Genomic DNA, 16,358 nt, shown 5'->3' on the forward strand with positions numbered 1-16,358 from the left:
CCAAGAGAAAGAGCAAGCGCCCCCTCCCCCTCCCCTCCCCTTCCCCCCTCCCCCTCCAGGCGTCCTACCCCAGCCCTCGCACGCCCTCGTTCCGCCGCGTGAGCACCTCGTCCGCGAGGCCGTACGCCACTGCCTCCTGGGCCGTGAAGACCTTGTCGCGGTCCATGTCCTGGCGGAGGGTCGCCACCTCGTGGCCGGTGTGCTGCGAGAGCACATCCTCGATCTGCGCGCGGATCCGCATCATTTCCTTGGCCTGGACCCGCAGGTCGGCGACCGTGCCGCGCTGGCCTCCGCTCGCGGGCTGGCCGAGCAGGACGCGCGAGTGGTCGAGGACGAAGCGTCTGCCCTTGTCGCCCCCGGCCAGCAGCACGGCGGCCGTGGACGCCGCCTGCCCCACGCAGAACGTGGAGATGGGGGCGCCGACGAAGGTCATCGTGTCGTAGATCGCCATGAGTGAAGTGAACGATCCACCCGGGGAGTTGATGTAAATGGCGATCTCCTGACCCGGGTTGGACGCCTCCAGATGCAGGAGTTGCGCGATGACGACGTTGGCGACGCCGTCGTCGATCTCCGTGCCGAGGAAGATGATGCGCTCGGACAGGAGCCTGCTGAAGACGTCGTAGGACCGCTCGCCCTGCGGGGTGCGCTCGACGACGTTCGGGATCGTGTAGGAACCCATCTCAGAACCCCCTGCGCTGCCTGGCCGCTGCGGGCCGTACGTCGACGAGCGAGCTGACCACGTGGTCGACCATGCCGTAGTCCCTGGCCTGTTCGGCGGTGAACCAGCGGTCTCGGTCGCCGTCCCTCGCGATGGTCTCCTCGGACTGGCCTGTGTGCTCGGCGGTGATGCGCTCGATGGAGCGCTTCAGGAACTCCAGGTTCTCCGCCTGGATCTCGATGTCCGCGACGGCTCCCCCGATGCCCGCGGACGGCTGGTGCATCATGATCCGCGCATTCGGCAGGGCGTACCGCTTCCCGGGAGTGCCGACCGAGAGCAGGAACTGCCCCATGCTGGCGGCGAAGCCCATGGCCAGCGTGGAGACGTCGTTCGGGATCAGCTGCATCGTGTCGTAGATGGCCAGGCCGGCGTGCACGGAGCCGCCGGGGCTGTTGATGTAGAGGCTGATGTCGGTACGCGGGTCCTCGGCCGACAGCAGCAGCATCTGCGCACACACCCGGTTCGCGGACACCTCGTCGACCTGGGTGCCCAGCACGATGATGCGCTGGCCCAGGAGTTGGGCGGCCAGATGGTCGTCGAAACGCGTGGGCGCCGTGTCCCCTTCCTCCGCCCGTGGGGCCTGAGCGGACCGGCCCCAGCCGACCGCGACACCCGAACCGGGCCCGGTCATGAGCGAGTTCATGCCCATCGCTCCTCCTAGCTTTCTCGCGTCGTCGCTGCGCTTGTGACTCCAATGTCGGCCCACGACAGCTGCGAGGACAGAGATCTCTGCCCTGAGCAGATCTGCCCACAGCAGAGCGAGGCCGGAGTCGTACGCTCCGCACGCCGCGCACACGCAAAGCCGCAGGTGGGCGGCCGCGAGGGGCGACGCGGCGGCCGCCGAAGCGTTCGCCTCGCCCTCGGCCCGCTCACACGGCCCTTAACTCGAGGCTCTACATTGCGTGTTGAAGATCTGTGAGCAGCGCCACCAGGAGGAGCCCGTGCCCGAACAGCCCACCCCCGACACGACTCCGGAAGACCTGCGCGCCCGGATCAACACCTCCCAGCCGCACACGGCGCGGATCTGGAACTACTGGCTCGGCGGCAAGGACAACTACGAGGTGGACCGCGCCGCCGGCGACCAGATCCGCCAACTGCACCCGGGCATCGGGGAGTACGCGCGAGCCGACCGCCGCTTCCTCGGCGAGGCGGTGCGGCACCTGGTGGACAAGGTCGGCATCCGCCAGTTCCTGGACGTCGGCACGGGGCTGCCCACCGCCGACAACACCCACGAGGTCGCCCAGTCCCTGGCGCCGGAGAGCCGGGTCGTGTACGTCGACAACGACCCGCTGGTCCTCGCGCACGCGCGTGCGCTGCTGACCAGCACGCCGGAGGGCAGCACCACCTACCTCGACGCCGACCTGCGCGACGTCGACACGATCCTGGAGCACGCGGCCGAGACCCTGGACCTGAGTCAGCCGGTCGCCCTCGTCCTGCTCGGGGTGGTCATCTTCATCGAGGACGAGGCGGAGGCCCGCGCGGTCGTACGGCGCATCATGGACGCCCTGCCCGCCGGCAGCCACCTGGTGCTCTCGCACACCATCACGAGCCCCTCGATGCCGGACGTGGACGCCGCCGTGGCGTTCTGGAACGAGCACGGCACTCCGAAGCTCACCCAGCGCACACCGGCCCAAGTGGCGGGATTCTTCGACGACTTGGAGCTCATCGGTCCCGGGGTCGTGTCCTGCAACCGCTGGCGCCCCGACATTGCCGACGAGACGCCGGACGAGGTTGCCATGTTCGGCGGAGTGGCCGTGAAGCGCTGACCCCTGCGTGCGCGCCCGCCGCGGCGCCCGGCCAGAACGCCGAGGCACCCGGCCACAACGGCGGTGGGCACGGCCGAAAGGCCGTGCCCACCGTGGTCCCACCGGACTGACCAGGCAATCGATCAGACAGCTGACCAAGGCCGATCAGGCAACCGATCAGGCAACCAAGTCGCCCCTACTCGCCTACCTGCCTACTCGCCCGCAGCCTCAAGCCGCAGCGAAACCGAGTTGATGCAGTACCGCTGATCGGTGGGCGTCGGATAGCCCTCGCCCTCGAAGACATGGCCCAGGTGGGAGCCGCAGCGGGAGCAGCGGACCTCGGTGCGGACCATGCCGTGGGAGCGGTCCTCGATCAGCTCGACGGCCGCCGACTCCTTCGGGTCGTAGAAGGACGGCCAGCCGCAGTGCGACTCGAACTTGGTCTCGGAGGTGAACAGCTCCGCACCGCAGGCACGGCAGGAGTAGACGCCCTTGGTCTTGGTGTCGGTGTACTCACCGGTGAACGCGGGCTCGGTGCCGGCCTGCCGCAGCACCGCGTACTCCGCGGGGCTCAGCTCCGCGCGCCACTGCTCGTCCGGCTTCTCGACGTCGTACGACATGATGCGCGTCCCCTCAGTTCAGTTCGACTTGCTCGACACGTCCGCCTCGCCCGACACGGCCGACGCGTCGGACAGGCGGTCCAGGATCTTCGGGCCGAGGTCCGTGACGTCGCCCGCGCCCATCGTGAGAACGAGATCGCCGGGGCGGGCCATTCCCGCGATCACGTCCGGGACAGCGTCCTTGGCGTGCTCGGGGGTGACGTCGGCGCCGGCCGTGCGGGCCGCGTCGATGATGAGCGCGCTGGTGATGCCGGGGATCGGGTCCTCACGGGCCGGGTAGATGTCGAGGACCACGGACGCGTCGGCGAGCGCGAGCGCCTGGCCCATCTCGACGCCCAGCTCCTGGGTGCGGGAGAACAGGTGCGGCTGGAAGACGACGAGGATCCGGGAGTCCCCGACCGCGCCCCTGATGGCCTCCAGGTCGGCGTTCATCTCGGTGGGGTGGTGCGCGTACGAGTCGATGACCTGGACGCCGGCGGCCTCGCCCTTGAGCTGGAGGCGGCGCTTGACGCCGGTGTACTTGCCGAGGGCCGAGGCGAGGTTGTGCGCCGGGATGCCGAGGGCGACACCGGCGGCGAGAGCGGCGACGGCGTTGTGCGCGTAGTGCCGGCCGGGCACCGAGACGGTGAAGGTGAGCAGCTTGCCGCCGAGCAGGACGGTGACCTCGCTGGTCAGCCCGCGCGGGGTGATCTTCTGGATGCGGACGTCGGCGGACTCGGACTCGCCGTACGTGACGATCTTGACGTCGGAGCGCTCGCGGACGCGGCGGGTGAGCTCGGCGGCGCCGGACTGGTCGGCGGCGACGACGAGGGTGCCGCCGGGGACGATCTTGTCGGCGAAGGTCTCGAAGGACTCGTAGATCTCGTCCATCGACGCGTAGTTGGCGTGGTGGTCGAGCTCGACGTTGAGGACGATGGCGACCTCGGGCGCGTACTTGTGGAAGCTGCGGTCCGATTCGTCGGCCTCGGCGACGAAGATCTCGCCCTCGCCGTGGTCGGCGTTGGAGCCGGGCGCGTCCAGGTCGCCGCCGATGGCGTACGAGGGGTCGAGGCCCAGGGCGGAGAGCGAGACCGCGAGCATCGACGTCGTGGTGGTCTTGCCGTGCGTGCCCGCGACCGCGATGGCGCGCAGGCCGGTCATCAGGGAGGCGAGCGCGTCCGAGCGGTGCACCACCGGGATTCCGCGCTCGCCCGCCGCCACCAGCTCCGGGTTGTCCTCGCGGATCGCGGAGGAGACGACGACGGCGGAGGCGTCCGCGGCGAGGTGGGCGGCGTCATGGCCGATGTGCACGGTCGCGCCGCGCTCGCGGAGCGCCTCGGCGGTGGCCGACTCGCGTGCGTCGCTGCCCGCGACGTGCGCGCCGCGCTGCGCGAGGATCTTCGCGATCCCCGACATTCCGGCGCCGCCGATGCCGATGAAGTGCGGTCGGTCCATGGCGGGGGGCAGGCCGGGGGTCATGTACGTCTCCTGGGCGAGCTGGCTGTCCGGGGTCGGCCGCCGGTCTCCCGGGGCCGCGCCCCCGCGCCGGGTCGGGGGCAGGCCCAGCGTAGTCGGGCCGCACGCGACCGCGTACGCAGCACCGCCCGCGGTACGCGGAGAACCCGAGCCCCACCCGCGTACGCGGAGAACCCGAGCCCCGCCCCACGTACGCGGAGCACCCGAGCCCCGAGCCCCGCCCCCGGCGCGTAACGCCGAAGCCCTACTCGCTGTGCGCGTACAGCTTGAGGACCGGGACGCCGACCTTGTGGCGGGCGCGGGAGGCCCAGTCGCGGTGAAAGAACTCCTCGACGTAGTGCGGCGCGGTCAGCACGATCACCTCGTCGGCACGGGTCTCCGCGGCGACGCTCTTCAGGACGTCCATCGGGTGGTCCTCGACGAGCTGGCCGATGGCCTCGCCGCCCGCGTCGCGCAGGGATTTCAGGGAGTGTTCGAGGGCGAGGCGGGCGGGCTCGGTGGCCTCCCCGCCCTCGGGTTCGTCGCCCTCGTGAACGGCCTCCTCCAGCTCGCCGAGCGCGACGTCGTCGAGGGCGCGCAGCAGGCGGTCCTGGTCGCCGCGCGGCTGCATGAGGACGACGAAGGAGACCTTCTCGTCGCCGTGCAACGTGGTGACGAACTCCACGTCGACGGGCGACAGGGGCTTCTCGATCATCAAAACGCTCGTGAACGACACGGCGGGCGCCCTTCTCCATACGGGGGCTCGTGGCCCCTGCGGAATCCATCCTGACCGAGCGCCCGCGGGGAGTGCGTTCCCCGCGGGCACGACGTCTGCATGTCCCAGTGTGCCCAGCGGAGGCGAAACGGAACGACTAATTCCACCGAATGTCAGGGGCGTCGATAACGGGTGAACAAGAACCCGTCCTCTTCCAGCACCGAGGCGAGCGCGAACCGTTCAGGCAAGGTCATCCGCGGTCCCCCGGCGATCCGCCGGGCATCGCCCGCAGCGAGCATCGGCGACACGGTCAGGCAGAGCTCGTCGAGGACGTCGGCGGCCACGAACTGGCCGAGCAGCGTCGGACCGCCCTCGGTGAGCAGCCGCGTGAGGCCCTGCTCGGCCAGCGCGCCGACCACTCGCTCGGGCTCCACGCCCCGGCCCTCGCCGGCGATGAGGACGTGCGTGCCCGCCTTCTCCGCGGCCGCGCGCCGCTCCGCGGAGGCCGCCGCTCCGGTCAGTACGAGGGTCGGCACGAGGGGCTCGGTGAAGAGCGGAAGCGAGAAGTCCAGGTCGAGGCTCGCGCTGATCACCGCGATGGCCGGGGCGGCCCCCTGCCCGGCGGCCGCACGCCGCTCGGTGAAGGCGTCCCGCGCGCGGGCCGGCCGGTACCCCTCCTGGCGTACCGTCTCCGCGCCCACGACCACCGCGTCCGCGAGGCCCCGGAGGATGCCGAAGATCCGCATGTCGGCGGGGCAGGAGATGGGCTGCGAGCGGCCGTCGTGCATGGCGGCGCCGTCGAGCGTGGAGACCATGTTGGCCCGCAGTACGGGACGGTCCGTCTCGGGATAGGCGTACCAGTCGGCCAGCTCGTCGAGGCTCCACTCGCGGTCGACGCCAGGAGGAGCAGGCGCACGGTCGGTGCCGGGGACGGCCTCGGGGCCCCCGGCCGGTGTCTGGTCGGTCACAGGGAACAGGCTGCGCATGTCCCGCAGTCTCGCACGGCCTTTAGAGTTAAGAGCTGTGTCGTCCTCCCCTGCTTCCTCCGCCTCCCCCGCCGGTACGAGCCCGATAGCGGACCCGTCCCCGCTGTCCCTCTGCGCCCGCGAGCCGCACGTACCCGCCGACCGTCTGGTCGCCGAGATGGTGCCGCCGCCGCGCTTCCAGTCGGCCCGCTTCGAGACGTACGTCCCGGATCCCGGACAGCCGAGCCAGGCCGAGGCCGTCGACGTGCTCAGCGGCTTCGCGGGAACGCTCGGCGGGGCGCACGCCACCGGCTCGGGCAAGCGCCGCTGGTTCTCCCGCAGGGCCGAGGCCAAGCCGGCCGGGCCGCGCGGCGTCTACCTCGACGGCGGGTACGGCGTCGGCAAGACCCACCTGCTCGCCTCGCTCTGGCACGCCACCCCGGCCGAGCCCGCGCTCAAGGCGTTCGGCACGTTCGTGGAGCTCACCAACCTGGTCGGCGCCCTCGGCTTCCAGCAGACCGTGCAGACCCTCTCCGGGCACCGGCTGCTCTGCATCGACGAGTTCGAGCTGGACGACCCGGGCGACACGGTGCTCGTCTCCACCCTGCTCGGCAAGCTGGTCGACGCGGGCGTGGCCCTGGCCGCCACCTCCAACACGCTGCCCGGCAAGCTCGGCGAGGGCCGGTTCGCCGCGGCCGACTTCCTGCGCGAGATCCAGGGCCTGTCCGCGCACTTCCGCGCGCTGCGCATCGACGGCGAGGACTACCGCCACCGCGGCCTGCCCGAGGCCCCGCCGCCGTACTCCGACGAGCAGGTCACGAAGGTCGCGTACGCCACCGAGGGGGCCTCGCTCGACGACTTCCCGCACCTGCTCGAACACCTCGCGAAGGTGCACCCGAGCCGGTACGGGGCGCTGACCGACGGCATCCAGGCGGTCTGCCTCACCGGGGTCACGCCGGTGCCCGACCAGTCGACGGCGCTGCGGCTCGTGGTCCTCGCGGACCGGCTCTACGACCGCGAGGTCCCGGTGCTCGCCTCGGGGCTGCCCTTCGACCGGCTGTTCAGCGAGGAGATGCTGAAGGGCGGGTACCGGAAGAAATACTTCCGCGCGATCTCCCGCCTCACGGCCCTGGCCCGCGACTCCCGCAAGATCCCGGGCGCGCAGGAGGGCTGAGGCCGCTCCCCCGGCGCCGAGCCGGGCGCGGGCCCGGAGCCGAAACCGGGCGCGGCCCCGGGTCGAAACGGGGCGCGGCCCCAGGCCGAAACGAGGCGCGGCCCCAGGCCGAAACGGGGCTCGGGCCCGGGGGCGAAACCGGGCTCCGGGAGCCGTGCGCGCGAGAAGGACACGTGAAACGCCTTCTACGCGCGTGGTTCCCGGAGCGTCAGCTGCGTGATACACACAGCGGGTCGTATTCCTGTCCGCCAGCAGGGAGTTGCCCGTATGTCCGAAACACGACAGACCGCACGACCCGCCGCGACGAGACGCCAAGTCCTGGCCGGCACCGGCGCGTTGGGCGTCGGCATCGCTTTCACCGGCGCCTTCTCCGAGCTCTTCGCCGGCTCGGCGGCCGCCCGCGGCAGGGCCGGCTACGGGCCGCTCGTGCCCGACCCCGACGGCCTGCTCGACCTGCCGGCGGGCTTCCGCTACAAGGTCCTGTCCCGCGAGGGCGGCCAACTGCCCTCCGGCGAGGGCAAGGTGCCCAGCAACCACGACGGCATGGCCGCCTTCCGGGCCCGGGGCGGCGGCGTCCACCTGGTCCGCAACCACGAGAACCGGGTCACCGCGAAGATCCCCGTGCCGACGGTCGAGGGCCTGACGTACGACCCGATGGGCAAGGGCGGCTGCACGGCGCTCACGCTCGACAGCCGCAACAACGTCCTGGACGAGCGCGTGGCCATCGCCGGCACCGCGGTCAACTGCGCGGGCGGGCCCACCCCTTGGCAGACCTGGCTGACCTGCGAGGAGACCGAGGACAAGGCCGGCACCAACGGCTACACCAAGGACCACGGCTTCATCTTCGAGGTGTACGGCGCCGACCCGCGCAGGACCGGCGCGGTGCCGCTGGAGGCGATGGGCCGCTTCCAGCACGAGGCGATCGCGATCGACCCGCGCAGCGGCGTCGTCTACGAGACCGAGGACGCCTTCGAGAAGCCCTTCGGCCTCTTCTACCGCTTCCGGCCGAACAAGCCGCTCGGCGGCATCGGCTCCCTGCAGGCGGGCGGCACACTGCAGGCCATGCGGGTGCCGGGCGTGAAGGACCTGTCCGCGGTGCGCGAGACGGGCACGAGCTTCAAGGGCATCACCTGGGTCGACGTACCGGACCCGCTGGCCAAGGAGACGCCCATCCGCTTCCAGGACTTCGGCGCGGGCGGCATCACGCACGCGCAGAAGCTGGAGGGCTGCTACTGGGGCGGCTCCAGCGTCTACTTCGTCTCCTCCTACGCCAAGAGCGCGGAGGGCTCCGCCGCCGACCACTACGGCCAGATCTGGCGGTACGACCCGGACCGGAACGTCCTCACGCTCGTGATCGTCTTCGGCCCGGACACCGACCTCCAACTCCCCGGCGAGGAACCGGACAACATCTGCCTCGCGCCCAGCGGCGGCCTGATGGTCTGCGAGGACGGCGAGGGCGCGCAGCACGTGTTCGGCCTGACGCGGCGCGGCGAGGTGTACGCGATGGCCCGCGGCCGACAGAACATCGGCACGCCCGAGGAGCCCGAGTGGGGCGAGTTCGCGGGCGTCACGTTCTCCCCGGACGACGACACGATGTACGTGAACTGCTACACGCCGGGCACGACGTTCGCCGTGACAGGGCCCTGGAACGGCTAGCCCCCGTACGGCCCCTCAGGCCCCTGCGGCCCCGCACTCGCTCCCCCTCGGGGCCGGGTGCGGGGCCGTTCGCGGTCGCGGCCCCCGCCCGCCCGGCGCAGGATCGTGGGAGGACGGGCGGAAGGGGCGCACGATGCCGAAAGGGAAGAAGGGCAGAGCGGCGCCGCAACGGTTGAGCGAGCTGCTCCGCGTCCCCGAGGGTGAGCCGGTGGACCTGGCCGCGTTCGACCCGCGCGCCACCCCCGGCGGCCCGGACGCTCCCGGCGGCAAGAGCGCGGGCCGCGAGGCGACGGCCCGTATGGGCCCCGGCCTCGCGGACCTGCAGGAACGCCTGTACGCGGCCAGCACGGGCGGCGACCGCCGGCGGCTCCTGCTCGTCCTGCAGGGCATGGACACCAGCGGCAAGGGCGGCACGGTGAAGCACGTCATCGGCCTCTTCAACCCGTCCGGCTGCCGCATCCAGGCCTTCAAGGCGCCCACGGCCGAGGAGCGGAACCACCCCTTCCTGTGGCGGGTCAGGAAGGCGCTCCCGCACCCCGGCGAGATCGGCATCTTCGACCGCTCGCACTACGAGGACGTCCTGATCGCCCGCGTCCGCGAACTCGCCCCGCGCGACCGACTGGGCCGCCGCTACGGCCAGATCAACCGCTTCGAGCAGTCCCTCGCCGACGACGGCGTCACGCTGATCAAGTGCTTCCTGCACATCGGGTACGAGGAGCAGCGCCGCCGCCTCCTCCAGCGCCTCGACCGCCCGGACAAGCACTGGAAGTTCGACCCGTCCGACATCGACGAGCGCGCGCTCTGGCCCGCGTACCAGGAGGCGTACGAACTGGCCCTGCAGCGCTGCTCGACGGCGGCGGCGCCCTGGTACGTGATCCCGGCCGACCGCAAGTGGTACCGGAACTGGGCGATCAGCACCCTGCTGCGCGAACACCTGGAAGCCCTCGATCCGCGATACCCGGAGGCGGAGTTCGACGTGGCGGAGTGCAGGGAGCGGCTGCTCGACGAGGGGACCTAGTCGGGCGGGAGCGTGGGTGTCGTGCTGTCGGCCTTGGCGGCGTCCGCCACCGCCTCGGCGGCCGCCTCCGCGGCCTGAGCGGTGTCGTCGGCGGCCTTGGCCGCCCTGTCGTCGTCGGGTGGCTTCTCGCGGGTCGCCGGGGACTGTGGCAGTTCCACGTTGAAGGCCTTGGAGACGCCCTGCAGCGCGGAGGTGATCTCGCTGGGGATCACCCAGAAGTTGTTGCCCTCGCCCTGCGCGAGCTGCGGCAGCGTCTGCAGGTACTGGTAGGCGAGCAGCTTCGGGTCCGGGTCGTTGCGGTGCACGGCCTGGAACACCTCGTCGATGGCGCGTGACTGGCCCTCGGCCTGGAGGATCGCGGCGGTGCGGTTGCCCTCGGCGCGCAGTACGGCGGCCTGCTTGTCGCCCTCGGCGGTGAGGATCTGCGACTGCCGCTGGCCCTCGGCGCCGAGGATCGCGGCCCGCTTGTCCCGCTCGGCCCGCATCTGCTTCTGCATGGCGTCCTTGATGGTCTGCGGCGGGTCGATGGCCTTGATCTCCACCCGGTTGACGCGCAGGCCCCACTTGCCGGTGGCCTCGTCGAGCACGCCGCGCAGCTGGCTGTTGATGGTGTCGCGCGAGGTGAGCGTCTTCTCCAGGTCCATGGAGCCGACGACGTTCCGCAGCGTGGTGACGGTCAGCTGCTCGACGGCCTGCAGGAAATTCGCGATCTCGTAGAAAGCCGCGCGCGGGTCGGTCACCTGGAAATACAGGACGGTGTCGATCTCGACGACGAGATTGTCCTCGGTGATGACGGGCTGCGGCCGGAAGGAGACGACCTGTTCGCGCAGATCGATCACCGGGTGCACGCGGTCGATGTACGGGATGACGAGATTGAGTCCGGGATTGAGGGTGCGGTGATAACGGCCGAGCCGCTCGACATTCCGCGCGCGGGCCTGCGGAACGATCCGTACCGCTCGTACGACGGTGAAGATCGCGAGTAGCGCGACGATCAGTCCGACGATGAGGAACGCAGAAATCTCCATGGCTCAGCCCCGGGGGTAGACGAACGCGGTGGCGCCGCTGATCTTCATGACGTCGACGGTCTCTCCCCGAGGAATCACCAGCGTCTCGTCATAGGGGCGGGCCGTCCACTCCTCCCCGTCGATCCGGACCCTGCCGCCCGCGGCCGAGACCTCCGAGACGACGTACGCGGCCTTGCCGACCAGGGCGTCCACGCCGAACCGCGCGACCTGGGGCCGGTTCAGATGGCGCAGTGCGACGGGCCGTACGAAGAGCAGGGTGACGGTGGCGACGGCGGCGAACACCAGGAATTGGAGAGGCGGCGGAAGTCCGAGCGCCGCGGTTCCCGCCGTGACGAGCGCAGCCGCGCTCAGCATTCCGAGCGCGGCCGTGAGCGTGAGTATCTCGGCCAGCGCCAGAACGGCTGCGACGATCAACCAGATCAGCCATGGGTCCATTGCGCACGACTTTTCGTCGGGCATTTCCGTCGGAGAACTACCGCTGATTTACCCACCGGGCCGACACGCTACTCACCACCGGAATTCCACCCGCTCTCCTACTCGCCCTTCCGCTCGCCCTTCCGCCCGATCTTCCGCTCGATCCAGTCCACCGCGAACGCGACGACCTCTTCCGCCTCGAAAAGGTGACTCTCGGCGGCGCCGACGCGAGCGCTGCGCCCGTGGCCCGCCGCGAGCAGCGCGCGGGTGATGGTCTCGAAGGGGTCCTGCCCGTCGGGCGTCACGCGCGCGTAGTCGAAGGCGCCGTGCTCCGAGTCGATGTCGCGGAAGCGGCGCCAGACGCGGCGGCCCTCGGCGACGACGGGCTGTTCGTACGTCACGTACCGCTTGCCGGGGGCGTCGGCGAGGGCTTCCGCGTGGTGCAGGAGCGTCATGGTGTCGAGCGGGGCTCCGAGCAGCAGGACGCGGCCGCGTCGGGCGACCAGGCGGGCGAGCGGGCTGCCGGGGCCGTGCGGGTCGTCCCAGGGATGGTCGGCGGTCAGCTCGACGGCCGCCGGGCCGAGGGCGGCGAAGGAGACGTCGGGGTGCCGGCTGCGCACCGCGCCCGGCCTGCGGCGCAGCGCCTCGGGGAGCCGGCCGTTGACATGGTCCGCCTCGCTCGACTCCGGGTCGTAGGCGGGGTGTTCGGCGCGCACGGCGTCCTGCCAGGGTCGCGGCCAGGTGTCGAGGTCGTACGGCGGGGCGTCGTTCCAGCCGCAGGTGACCATCAGGGTGCCGGTGGGGCCGACCGCGTCCCGCAGGGCGTCGATGACGGTGGTGGGGCCCCCGGCGACGTAGCCGATGGCGGACAGCCTGGTGTGGAACATGACGGTGTCGCCGGACCGGAGGCCGAGCGCGGTCAGGTCGTGGAGCAGGCGGCTGCGGGTGACGGGCCCGCCTGACCGTTCGAGCAGCTCGCGTTCGTCCATGGGGCGCCTTCCGGATCAGTCTCGGGGGTCGGCCATGTGGGCTCGCCACACCTGACGCAGCTCTTCCGTGTGCTGCTCCACCAGTTCGGGGCGGCCGTGGTACTGGGCCGGCGTGTTCTGGAACAGCACCGCCCGCCACTGCCCCGAGCTGCGGCGCGCGACCAGCGACTGGACCGCGTTCGTCGCCGGGTTCAGCTCGTCGCGGCCGGGCGGCACCATGCCCACGACGGCGCGCAGCAGCACCACCCCGTCGGCGAGCTGTGCCACGTCGCGCACCTTCCAGACGTACGACGCCGTGGGGTGGTCCGCGAAGATCGGCGCGAGGTGGGCCTCGACCCGGTCACCGGAGACCTGGCTGCCGTCGAAACCGACGAGCGCGGCACCGGGTTCGAAGAGGGCCGCGTACCCGGCGGCGTCACGCGCGTTCCAGGCCCGCAGCAGACGCTCGTAGAGGTCGCGTACGGCGGCATCGGCGTCGGCGGAGGCGGCGGGTTCAGGGGAAGCCGGTGTTGCTGACATGCCGCCCATGGTGGCAGCAGACGGGCCGTCACACGCCTGCCTCCCACCACTCTTCGACCACGGTGCGGCTAAGCGATTAGTCCTATTTACGGCGTTATGGTCGCCGGGTGATCGCTCCCGTACGAAGACTCGCCGCCCTCTGTGTCCTTGGTGCCGTCGTCACCGGCTGCGGTACCGGCCACAACTCCGCGCCCTCCGAACCGTCCCGCCCCTCCGATACGGCCTCGCCCGGCGGTTCGGCCTCGCCCGGTGGTTCCGTCGCCGCGCGTCCGCCGACGCTCGCGCCTGGGCCTGCGGGGCTCGCGCCCGTGTTCAAGAACGGGAAGCGCGCCGCCGAAAAGACCGTCGCGCTGACCTTCGACGCCGACATGACCGCCGACCAGGGCGCCCGCGCCGCCGGGGGCGAGCGGTTCGACAACCCGGCGCTGCTCGCCACGCTGCGCCGCCTCAAGGTGCCGTCGACGGTGTTCATGACGGGGCGGTGGGCCGAGGAGTACCCGGACCAGGCCCGCTCGATCGGCTCGGACCCGCTCTTCGAGGTGGCCAACCACTCGTACAGCCACTACGCGTTCACCTCGCGCTGCTACGGCCTGCCGACCGTCGCCCCGGACAAGATGCGGGCCGATGTGGAGCGGGCGTTCACCGCGTTCAGGAAGGTCGGCGTCAAGAACGCGATGCCGTACTTCCGCTTCCCCGGCGGCTGTTACGACCGTACGGCCCTCCGCAACGTCGCCCAGGCCGGCGTGACGGCGGTGCAGTGGGACGTCGTCAGCGGCGACGCCTTCGCGACGGACGCGGACTCGGTCGCCGAGGAGGTGCTGCGCGGGGTGCAGCCGGGCTCGGTCGTCGTCATGCACTGCACACGAAGCGCGGCCCCGACGACCGAACGAGCGATCCGCAAGGTCGTACCGGAACTGCGCAAGCGCGGGTACCGGTTCGTGCGGGTCTCGGAACTGATCGGAGCAGCCGGCCGCGGGTGACAACCTCGGCACCGTCTCCCCCGCCTTCGCCCCCGCATATGCATCGACCTCGGGCCCCGAAGGGCGTAGATCCGACGAGGTCGTCCAGGGGCGGCAGCCCAAGCCCGATCCCCCCTCACCCCCGCCGCGAACAGACCCCGCAGACCGTCGCCCCCGCCGCCACCGCGAGCAGTGCCGCGCCCGCGAGGGGCAGGAGCAGGACCGGTGTCGTGCCGGTGCGGGAGCCTGTGATGAGGGCCCATACCGTTTCGCGTGCGGGGGAGCCTGTCGTCACGATCGCCAGGAGGGCGAGCAGGGCCGTGAGGGAGACGGACCAGCCGGGGCTGCGCAGCAGCGGCCAGGTGCACAGGGCGCCGACGGCCGTGCCGAGCAGGACGCAGACCGCGACCGCGAGGAGCGCGGCGAGCACCATGGGCAGCGGGGCGATCCGCACCTCGTGGCTCGTGTTCCACCAGCCGCTCATCGCCACCACCAGCGCACTCCCCGCCGTCCCGAGCGCCGCCGCACAGCCCGAGGCCGTGAGCAGCGCGGCCAGATGAGCGCGCCCCGGGCCCGCCGCCGAGGCGGTGACGTGGCGGGCCGCGGGCGGTTCCTGCGTGGCGCTGATCCGCGTCAGCCAGGCGGCGACGGGCAGCAGTGCGGCACTGGTGTAGCCGAGCGAGTCGAGCACGGGGTCGCCGGGCTGTGCGCCGACGGCGACCAGGGCGGCGTAGACGAGTACGGGTGGCAGCCAGCGTTGGGAGCGCAGGAGCAGGGCGGTGTGGTAGCGGAGGAGGGCGGTCGAGGTCGGCGGCTTCCTCATGAGGTCAACTCCTGGGCTGCAGAGCTGGGTTGCGGCCCTTCGACCGCCCGCCCCGGTTCCCGTACGGCGCGGATGTGCCAGGGCGGGTCGGCGTGCAGCAGGGTGCGCAGGAGCGTGTCCGAGTGGGCGGCGGGGACCGTGAGGCGGGCCGAGCCGGCCGCGTCGAGCTCGGCGTGCGTGCCCTCGGGGAGGCCTCCGGGGAGGGATACTCCCGCGCGGCCACGGGCCAGGACCGTGACCTGCGGCGCGGGCTCCGAGGACGTGGCGGTGTCGGGGACCAGGGCGGCGCCGTCGACCCGGTAGGCGGCGTCCACGGCACCGGCGAGGCGTCGCGGATCGTGGTCCACATACACCGCGGTCGCGCCCGTGGACGTCAACTCCCCGACCGCCAGGTCGAGTTCGGCGCGGGCGGCGGTGTCGAGGCCGGTCCAGGCCTCGTCCAGGATCAGCAACTCCGGCTCGGCGAGCAGCGCTTGGGCGACGGCCACCTTCTGGCTGGTGCCCTTGGACAGCTCACGCAGCTGCGTACCCGCGTGCCCGTCCGCGCCGAAGCGCTCCAGCCAGGCACGCGCGCGGGCGTCGGCCACCGGCCCGCGAAGCCCGTGCACCCGGCCCAGGTGCGTGAGGTAGCCGATCGCCGTGAACGGCAGCGCGGACGGGAAGCGTTCCGGTACGTACGCGGTGCGCGGTCTGCCGTGGATCCGGCCCTCGCTGGGCGCGTCGATGCCGGCGAGCAGCCGCAGCAGCGTCGACTTGCCGCTGCCGTTGGCCCCGGAGATCCGCAGCAGCGCACCGGCCGGCACGTCCAGGTCGACCCCGCGCAGCACCCAGGGGCCGCCCGGCGCGTACCGCCGGCCGACCTTCGTGAGTCGCACGCGTGGTGCCCCGGTCAGTTCTGGCCGGGCTTGTGCGGCAGGGCCTCGCTGGGGCGCACGATCACGAACCCGTCGCCCTGCAGCATCAGTTGGACCGCCTCGCCCGAGCCGCCGCGGATCATCGAGCCGATGCTCTGCGAGCGGTGCAGCGACGTGTGCAGCTGGGTGCTCCAGCCGACGACGGCGTCCGTGTCCACGTACACCGGGGCCTGCTGGCTGACCGGGATCACGATCGGGTCGCCCTCGCAGATCACCGCGAGCTTGCCCTGCCCGGTAAAGACGCTGTTGAAGAGCCCGCCGCCGGCCATGCCCGCGCCCTTCACGGTCTGGATGTCGTACGAGAGGGTGGGGTCGAAGCAGAGGACGTTGCGGCCGTTGATGGTCAGCGAGTCGCCCGGGTCTATGTCGACGATGAAGCAGTTGGCCGCCTCCTGCGCGAACCAGGCCTCGCCCTGTCCGCGCACCGCCATCAGCGCCAGGCCCTCGCCCGTGACGGCCCGCTTGAGCATGCCGCCGACGCCCTGCCCCTTGCGCTCGAACTGCAGATTGCCGCGGTAGGCGATCATCGAGCCCTGGCGGGCGTGCATCTCGCCGTTCACGACGTACTTGACGGACTTCGAGTTCTGCAGGCTCATGCCCGGCGCCGTGGCGGGCTGTGCCATGTTCTGCGAAGCGAACAGTTCGCTCTTCATCCGAACCCCCGGATCTG

At 71.7% G+C, this 16,358-nt stretch carries 18 protein-coding genes; 5 read left to right on the forward strand and 13 right to left on the reverse strand.

The features are described 5' to 3' along the window. Positions 1–64: 64 nt before the first annotated feature. Positions 65–679 carry a ClpP family protease gene (locus tag QIS96_RS00395; RefSeq protein ID WP_282540261.1) on the reverse strand — a complete coding sequence of 205 codons (615 nt, stop codon included), beginning with the start codon at positions 677–679 and terminating at the stop codon, positions 65–67. Between the two features lies 1 nt (position 680). Next, positions 681–1,349 (reverse strand): ATP-dependent Clp protease proteolytic subunit, encoded by a 669-nt coding sequence (locus tag QIS96_RS00400; RefSeq protein ID WP_282540513.1) that lies wholly within the window; start codon positions 1,347–1,349, stop codon positions 681–683. A 310-nt stretch (positions 1,350–1,659) separates the two neighbouring features. Here QIS96_RS00400 and QIS96_RS00405 point away from each other — a divergent pair, with 310 nt between their 5' ends. Further along, positions 1,660–2,484, forward strand: coding sequence for an SAM-dependent methyltransferase (locus tag QIS96_RS00405; RefSeq protein ID WP_282540514.1), 825 nt, complete (start codon positions 1,660–1,662; stop codon positions 2,482–2,484). A gap of 191 nt (positions 2,485–2,675) precedes the next feature. On the opposite strand, the gene msrB is transcribed toward QIS96_RS00405, so the two are convergent. The 4 genes from msrB to QIS96_RS00425 all read right to left on the reverse strand — a co-directional run bounded on the left by msrB (position 2,676) and on the right by QIS96_RS00425 (position 6,218). Then, positions 2,676–3,083, reverse strand: coding sequence for a peptide-methionine (R)-S-oxide reductase MsrB (msrB, locus tag QIS96_RS00410; RefSeq protein WP_282540262.1), 408 nt, complete (start codon positions 3,081–3,083; stop codon positions 2,676–2,678). An 18-nt stretch (positions 3,084–3,101) separates the two neighbouring features. Beyond that, positions 3,102–4,541, reverse strand: a complete 1,440-nt coding sequence (gene murC / locus QIS96_RS00415; RefSeq protein WP_282540263.1) for a UDP-N-acetylmuramate--L-alanine ligase — start codon at positions 4,539–4,541, stop codon at positions 3,102–3,104. A gap of 241 nt (positions 4,542–4,782) precedes the next feature. Next, positions 4,783–5,232, reverse strand: coding sequence for an indole-3-glycerol phosphate synthase (locus tag QIS96_RS00420; protein WP_282540264.1), 450 nt, complete (start codon positions 5,230–5,232; stop codon positions 4,783–4,785). A 173-nt stretch (positions 5,233–5,405) separates the two neighbouring features. Further along, a complete protein-coding gene (locus tag QIS96_RS00425; protein WP_282540265.1) occupies positions 5,406–6,218 on the reverse strand; it encodes a pyrimidine reductase family protein in 813 nt (270 codons plus the stop codon). Positions 6,219–6,255: 37 nt separating this feature from the next. Between QIS96_RS00425 and zapE the strand changes: the two genes are divergently transcribed. The 3 genes from zapE to QIS96_RS00440 all read left to right on the forward strand — a co-directional run bounded on the left by zapE (position 6,256) and on the right by QIS96_RS00440 (position 10,045). Then, the gene (gene zapE / locus QIS96_RS00430; RefSeq protein ID WP_408907089.1) at positions 6,256–7,371 is read left to right on the forward strand and encodes a cell division protein ZapE; all 1,116 of its coding nucleotides are present in this window, start codon (positions 6,256–6,258) and stop codon (positions 7,369–7,371) included. A 267-nt stretch (positions 7,372–7,638) separates the two neighbouring features. After that, complete coding sequence (locus tag QIS96_RS00435; protein ID WP_282540267.1) at positions 7,639–9,027, forward strand: alkaline phosphatase PhoX; 1,389 nt, start codon at positions 7,639–7,641, stop codon at positions 9,025–9,027. A gap of 133 nt (positions 9,028–9,160) precedes the next feature. Further along, complete coding sequence (locus QIS96_RS00440; protein WP_282540268.1) at positions 9,161–10,045, forward strand: PPK2 family polyphosphate kinase; 885 nt, start codon at positions 9,161–9,163, stop codon at positions 10,043–10,045. Here QIS96_RS00440 and QIS96_RS00445 read toward each other — a convergent pair. The 4 genes from QIS96_RS00445 to QIS96_RS00460 all read right to left on the reverse strand — a co-directional run bounded on the left by QIS96_RS00445 (position 10,042) and on the right by QIS96_RS00460 (position 12,992). Continuing rightward, positions 10,042–11,070: an SPFH domain-containing protein gene (locus QIS96_RS00445; protein WP_282540269.1), complete on the reverse strand. Its 1,029-nt coding sequence runs from the start codon at positions 11,068–11,070 to the stop codon at positions 10,042–10,044. The genes QIS96_RS00440 and QIS96_RS00445 overlap by 4 nt on opposite strands. 3 nt (positions 11,071–11,073) lie before the next feature. Further along, a complete protein-coding gene (locus QIS96_RS00450; protein ID WP_282540270.1) occupies positions 11,074–11,505 on the reverse strand; it encodes an NfeD family protein in 432 nt (143 codons plus the stop codon). Between the two features lie 98 nt (positions 11,506–11,603). Beyond that, complete coding sequence (gene aac(3), locus QIS96_RS00455; protein WP_282540271.1) at positions 11,604–12,473, reverse strand: aminoglycoside 3-N-acetyltransferase; 870 nt, start codon at positions 12,471–12,473, stop codon at positions 11,604–11,606. Between the two features lie 15 nt (positions 12,474–12,488). After that, on the reverse strand, positions 12,489–12,992 hold the full coding sequence (locus tag QIS96_RS00460) for an SgcJ/EcaC family oxidoreductase (RefSeq protein WP_282540272.1): 504 nt from the start codon (positions 12,990–12,992) through the stop codon (positions 12,489–12,491). Positions 12,993–13,099: 107 nt separating this feature from the next. Between QIS96_RS00460 and QIS96_RS00465 the strand changes: the two genes are divergently transcribed. Further along, positions 13,100–13,972, forward strand: a complete 873-nt coding sequence (locus QIS96_RS00465) for a polysaccharide deacetylase family protein (RefSeq protein WP_282540273.1) — start codon at positions 13,100–13,102, stop codon at positions 13,970–13,972. Positions 13,973–14,087: 115 nt separating this feature from the next. Here QIS96_RS00465 and QIS96_RS00470 read toward each other — a convergent pair whose 3' ends face one another. Genes QIS96_RS00470 through QIS96_RS00480 form a run of 3 tightly spaced genes read right to left on the reverse strand, consistent with a single transcriptional unit; the run spans position 14,088 to position 16,341 of the window. Next, complete coding sequence (locus tag QIS96_RS00470; RefSeq protein ID WP_282540274.1) at positions 14,088–14,774, reverse strand: ABC transporter; 687 nt, start codon at positions 14,772–14,774, stop codon at positions 14,088–14,090. Next, positions 14,771–15,649 (reverse strand): ATP-binding cassette domain-containing protein, encoded by an 879-nt coding sequence (locus tag QIS96_RS00475; RefSeq protein ID WP_282540275.1) that lies wholly within the window; start codon positions 15,647–15,649, stop codon positions 14,771–14,773. Before QIS96_RS00475 ends, QIS96_RS00470 begins: the two co-directional genes overlap by 4 nt. A 14-nt stretch (positions 15,650–15,663) precedes the next feature. Beyond that, positions 15,664–16,341: an AIM24 family protein gene (locus QIS96_RS00480; protein WP_282540276.1), complete on the reverse strand. Its 678-nt coding sequence runs from the start codon at positions 16,339–16,341 to the stop codon at positions 15,664–15,666. Positions 16,342–16,358 lie beyond the last annotated feature (17 nt).

The sequence above is a fragment of the Streptomyces cavernicola genome (assembly GCF_029968035.1).
Lineage (GTDB): Bacteria > Actinomycetota > Actinomycetes > Streptomycetales > Streptomycetaceae > Streptomyces > Streptomyces cavernicola.